This window comes from Pectobacterium brasiliense (assembly GCF_013449685.1).
In the GTDB taxonomy this organism is placed as follows: Bacteria; Pseudomonadota; Gammaproteobacteria; order Enterobacterales; family Enterobacteriaceae; genus Pectobacterium; species Pectobacterium brasiliense_A.
The window spans coordinates 1-5,309 of the sequence record NZ_JACDSF010000051.1 but is presented as its reverse complement, the minus strand read 5'-3'; the positions used below and the strand labels follow the sequence as shown (position 1 = coordinate 5,309).

Genomic DNA, 5,309 nt, shown 5'->3' with positions numbered 1-5,309 from the left:
ATACAATCACGAAGCGCTGCTGGCATTTTAAGAATAGTGTAATTGTTTTCCTTTTATTTTACTGGCGGCTATCGCCGCAATTCTTTATGGATAAATCCATCATTAACAGGGGCAAGCCCTGTTCCAGCAATGTGATTGTTTTGGACAATCACTAAGTACTGCTTCTCTGAATATAGTTTTTCTATACGTTTAAGAGCAAATGCTATATGTCAAAGGTAGCTACTATGTTTGAACATAGGATCATTTTTTTGAAAAACATTCTTTTTTAATTTGAATGAGTAAAATTAGATCTTTATCAATCATATCCTGTTAATTGTAATGTGTTTGCGTAATGTGTCATTTTCCGTCCCATAACGCGAAGAGATAGCAATAAAAATAATTTTTTGTAAGGGCGTAGCCGTGCTCATGAAAACAGGTTCATCGTTTTCGATAGCACATGAGCGTTAGCTCATAGAGAGCGGTGATTTTCAAAAAAGGATTTGAATGAAACAGGAAGGAAAGCTTCACAATATAAACTTCATTCATAAAAAGCTAATGATTTTTAATATCGAAACCCCTCATGGCGATCATAAGAATCGCCCGGTTTCTTTTAATCCTCTTAAGTATTATCTCTTACTTCTTGCAAAATTAAATTAAGGAAAAATCGGCCTGTAGCCATTGCGGTATAAGGCTTAGGACGAAAATATGCGACTGACTGTACGGTCAGTGTTTCTGACTCTATGGTCAGTGTTCCTGACTGCACGGTGAGCTTTCCTGACTTTGCAGTCAGTTTCTATGTCATTTTTTAGCTTAAAAACGACAGTGCTTTAAATAATCGTCACTGGAATAGTTGCGATTTTTAAAATATTTTCGCAAAAAAATATGCAAAAAAACTTGATATCTTTTTTGTGCATGATATTTAATTTATTATAAATAAAATAATAAGAGGGAATAACATGATGAATGAAATAGATGTTGACTTGGATTTAGGATTAAATCCTTTTTGTTTTGAGACTGAGCTAAAGATTGAAACCCGAAAGAAAAATCTGACTGTTTCACGAGGAACGGAACTTATTGAAAGAAAAGATACCAGTAAAAGCTACTTCGCCAATATCGTACATACGCAAGAGGTCGATAAAGAAGAGTTTATTAAACTTTATACCTCTCAGATAAAAGCATACTTTGATCTCACGAAAACAGCATACAAAGTGTTTTTTATCTTTTTACGTATTTATCAGGATGCGATAGGAAAAGATCACTTTTACCTGAGTTGTAAAAAAGCGATGTCGCTTGCGGAAAAGATAGATCATTTCGTCTTGTCTGAATCAATCTTTTACAGAGGGATAAAAGAACTCATCGAAAAACGTATTATTGCTAAAACCAATGAGAAAAACTGGTATTTCATAAACCCTGCTATTGTTTTCAATGGTGATCGTGCTCGCTTTGTTTCAGAGATTATAAAAAAGAAAGAAGCAATGGAAGAACAACCTGAAAGCATGGTCAGTAATAATGGTGTTGGTAATAGAAATATTAAAAGGAAAAATAAGTCAATTGAGTCAGTTATCGAAGATGTAAGTAGCCAAGAAGATATAGATGCGTTAATCGCAAGATTACAGGCTAAAAAATCCCAAGGAAAAATGGCTGGTACAAAAATGGCTTGGTGTGCCGCTACTGAAGAAGCAACTCTTTTACCGCCAGAAGAACCGTTGGATTGGGATAATATTCAGGGCGAGGATTTATTTACAAAGATGATGTTCAATAAGGCTATTAGTGATATGCATGAGAAAAATCATGTTGGTGAGCAGGAGGACGCATAATGAAAAACAACAACAAACAGCAACAACGAGAAAATCTCTGCGAACGAAGTTCTGTGGAAAATAAGAAAAGAAAGATCCCCAAATATACGTTTGACCAGTTTCTGGTCCAATGTGATCAGAACAGGACATCCGTTGGAGATCTATGGGAAGGGCCGAAACCCGTAGACAGGGAGATAAGAAATGCTGACTATATTGCGCATATGGTGGGAGAATCTCGCCAGATAGGATCTGTTTCAATACAAGGTGAAACCATCGAAGAACTCCGTGCCAATTTGTTACGTGACATTTGGGGGATTATTGAAGTCGGTTATGCTGTAGAACAGAGTAAAAAAATGTGTAGAGAACAGCTTAGCGAGCAAGCCGTTGCCTCTTTTGCAGATTACCAGAACAGTGGAAAACATCTGACAGGCAAAGAGGTTATCGATTTTCTGCGTAGTGGAAAGACAGGGGAACTTCCAGAGTGCCATAGATGATCGAGCACTTGCATGGTCTAAGCCCGATGTTAAGAGTACAGAACTGCAGGGTGATTTGTTTGCATGAATGCTACTGTAAGGGTAAAATTTGATTACCGATACGAAAGTGTCGAGATGGTTGGTTATGTAGGGGGAATGTATGTGCATTGAAAGTTATGTTGAAGATATGCAGATCGTTGGCAATGTTCTTGCTGGCGTGTCCTCCAGTGCATCGCAGTTTTCGAACACTCAGCCTAGCAAGCGAGACGTTTTAGCCTGTAAAAACATGCCTGTGGGCAAGATCAAGTCTACCCCTGTGTCATTGACTCCATTTCTTATGAATGCCGCTGTTGAACGTATTAAGCATTTGACTGCTAAGCATGTACGCCTTGTTCACCAAATCTCAAACTACAGTGCCGAACAGGTTCGGGATTTCTTTGGTGAAAATAACTATCAAGACGTCAAAAATCTTTATCTTAGTATTCGTGGACTTGAAGGATATATTGCTACGTTGGTTCGTATCACGAGCGGTACAAGCGCGAATCGGACACTTAAGCATCTTGATAACGTTATTACCGAATATAGAATAGCTGTTTCTGATCTATTGATGATTTTAGATCAGTCTTTCATTGAATCAATAGTTGTTCCATCGCAAACGGAATTCGTTGACGAAAGCCTGTTCGAAAACTTCAGCTTTCATTAAGGACATCTAATGAAAGTACTGTGGAATAGTGATAGCTACGACAAGTTCTTATTGCCTGTTTTTAAAGTAAAGCCATTGTGGGAAACATCCCTGCTTAATGACTTTATTTCCTATAAAAGTAGTCAGTTTGGTACGATCCCTGCTATTTTCGGTAAGGATGATGTTTATACCGAACCTAATTCTATTGTTTCATCCCGTATCTATCACATTCATCTAATGACAGGCGAATCAGATCGGAAGGGGAAAAATAAACAAAACTGGACGAGCAATGCTGCTCTGGTTTATACAAAACATATTAAAGCTGATGATGTATATAGCCTTTTGGCGATATTCCCTACAAATGCGCATTCCTTTGCCAGAAAAAACGAGATCATGAAGGAATTGGCTTCATACGCTAATAAATTCCACAAAAATCCAAATCCTTAATTTCTTTAATTACTGATCAATCGATTCATCAGCAGGAAAGAGATTTTTTACAGGCGTCATGATAGACAATTGGTTCTGTGCTGATATTAGTTGTTGTTTTTAGTGAAGTGATTTTTTGGACAATCACGAAGTGCTGCTTCTCTGAATATAGTTTTCCTATACGCTTAAGAGTAAATACTATATGTTGAAGATAAAATGCTATGTTTAAACATAGGATCAGTTTTATAACTTGAGGGTGAAATGATCTGAACCTGAACCTTTTCATCTGTGCTTTCAAATAATGAAAACCATCTTATCAAGATAGAAATATATTTAAGTCAGCGTCAGGGCGTAGCCGTGCTCATGAAAACAGGTTCATCGTTTTCGACAGCACATGAGCGTTAGCTCATAAGATAAATATCTTTTCAAAAGAAGATTGAAATAGTCAGTAAAACGTTATCATGCAAGAGTTAAATTTGATTTTCCTGTGCGGAATATAGTATTTATTACTAATAACAAAAAAGGAAAATAAAATAATGAATAATATTAAAATCATTACACTCTTTAATGCCAGTGAAAAAATCCCATTTATGACCTGCATAGTTAAAGATGTTGAAGAGAACGAACAAGGAATAAAACTTACTTTTGAAAGCGGTAATAGCATCTGTGTCAAAGATTACGATTCTTTCTTCCTGTCTGAATCAGCAAATGATTGCGATAAGGAACGAATGGTAAATGTGTATGGGAGATTGATTTCTGAACTGAGCCAAGTAAGTGAAGAAACAATAAGATCGCTGATGTCAGAAACCAAAACCTACAACAGTCAGCATCCCAACACCCCCGTTAGTGTTCTGGATGATTACTATTACTGTGGCAGGGTGAAAGCCAATGCACCAGATGAAGCCGCTCTGATGAATGTGCTTGGCCTAAAGGATTTACGTCAAGCCTTATCCCAAGATAGTCTCCTATCCGAGCTTGTCGCATCTGGTGATATTGTCATTCACGCTGATATGGGCTTTCCAGTAGCAGAGAGTATGAATCTGGGTGTTAGCATTGACATATGGCCCATAAATCCCATACATCAGCGAGATTTGACTAAAGGCTATGTGGTGGTATTCAGAAACGATGAGTTCGAGTATGAGCTTGAGGGCGATCTCTATGAGGCGTTATCTCAGGCTGTTGATAGGATGAAGATCGCTGTTGTGTTGTATGGGAAATAGTGAACTATTAAATCTCAAATATTTCCTTTTTGCAAAATTTCACGAAGGCTTTCAGCTTGAATAATATAATTGTTGTCTGAATCATATTCGGAGAAGTTAAATCTCAAAGCAAATGCTCTGCTGTTAGCATTAACTGATTCAATCGCAATGAGTTCATAATTGTACGTTCTGGCGATTTTGGTTAGAAGCTTCAGCAATGCTGTTCCATATCCCGAACGTTGTTTTTCAAAACCTATTTGAGCAATAACAATTGATTTACTTTGAGATGACACCCATGTTTTACCGAATCTAAGATAAAGCCGGAATTTTTTCCTGTGAGCATCAACACGAAAGAAATTACTATCTCTGTCTATTGAATCACAAAGTCCGGCAGCAGGTCTTTTATAAGGATATATTGAATACAGCCATGTGTTTATTTCATCCAGTATCTGTTGTTTTTCTTTTGGTGAAATAATTCCTTTAGTCATGATTTTTATTTCCATTATAAAATGCATTATCATGTATTAAATTTTATCCAAAAAAATATGAAATTGTCAATCTAAGATTGACGGACGGTTTTCAATTTATTATTACTATGTAAGTAAAAGAGAAAGTAAGTGTGTTTGACAGGTAATGATTTATATTATTAACGCTAAGTGCAGTAATTAATAAAGGAAGTGAAGTATGAAAAGAAATTGTAGCAAAGAGATTGAGAAAAAATTATCTCATGTAGATAACGATATAGATAACGATA

Annotated in this window: 6 protein-coding genes; 5 read left to right on the top strand and 1 reads right to left on the bottom strand. The window is 36.5% G+C overall.

The genetic code is table 11. The features are described 5' to 3' along the window. Nucleotides 1–938: 938 nt before the first annotated feature. From H0248_RS18310 to H0248_RS18290, 5 genes are all read left to right on the top strand, one after another. A complete protein-coding gene (locus H0248_RS18310; protein ID WP_226376218.1) occupies nucleotides 939–1,796 on the top strand; it encodes a hypothetical protein in 858 nt (285 codons plus the stop codon). Then, nucleotides 1,796–2,269, top strand: a complete 474-nt coding sequence (locus H0248_RS21940) for a hypothetical protein (RefSeq protein ID WP_205558605.1) — start codon at nucleotides 1,796–1,798, stop codon at nucleotides 2,267–2,269. The genes H0248_RS18310 and H0248_RS21940 overlap by 1 nt, the downstream gene beginning before the upstream one ends. Before the next feature lie 139 nt (nucleotides 2,270–2,408). After that, nucleotides 2,409–2,951, top strand: coding sequence for a hypothetical protein (locus tag H0248_RS18300; RefSeq protein ID WP_180787004.1), 543 nt, complete (start codon nucleotides 2,409–2,411; stop codon nucleotides 2,949–2,951). A gap of 9 nt (nucleotides 2,952–2,960) precedes the next feature. Further along, entirely contained in the window at nucleotides 2,961–3,377 is a 417-nt protein-coding gene (locus tag H0248_RS18295) for a type II toxin-antitoxin system YafO family toxin (protein WP_180787003.1), read from the top strand. Nucleotides 3,378–3,892: 515 nt separating this feature from the next. After that, nucleotides 3,893–4,576, top strand: coding sequence for a hypothetical protein (locus H0248_RS18290; RefSeq protein WP_180787002.1), 684 nt, complete (start codon nucleotides 3,893–3,895; stop codon nucleotides 4,574–4,576). A 14-nt stretch (nucleotides 4,577–4,590) separates the two neighbouring features. Here H0248_RS18290 and H0248_RS18285 read toward each other — a convergent pair whose 3' ends face one another. Further along, the gene (locus tag H0248_RS18285) at nucleotides 4,591–5,043 is read right to left on the bottom strand and encodes a GNAT family N-acetyltransferase (protein ID WP_180787001.1); all 453 of its coding nucleotides are present in this window, start codon (nucleotides 5,041–5,043) and stop codon (nucleotides 4,591–4,593) included. Nucleotides 5,044–5,309 lie beyond the last annotated feature (266 nt).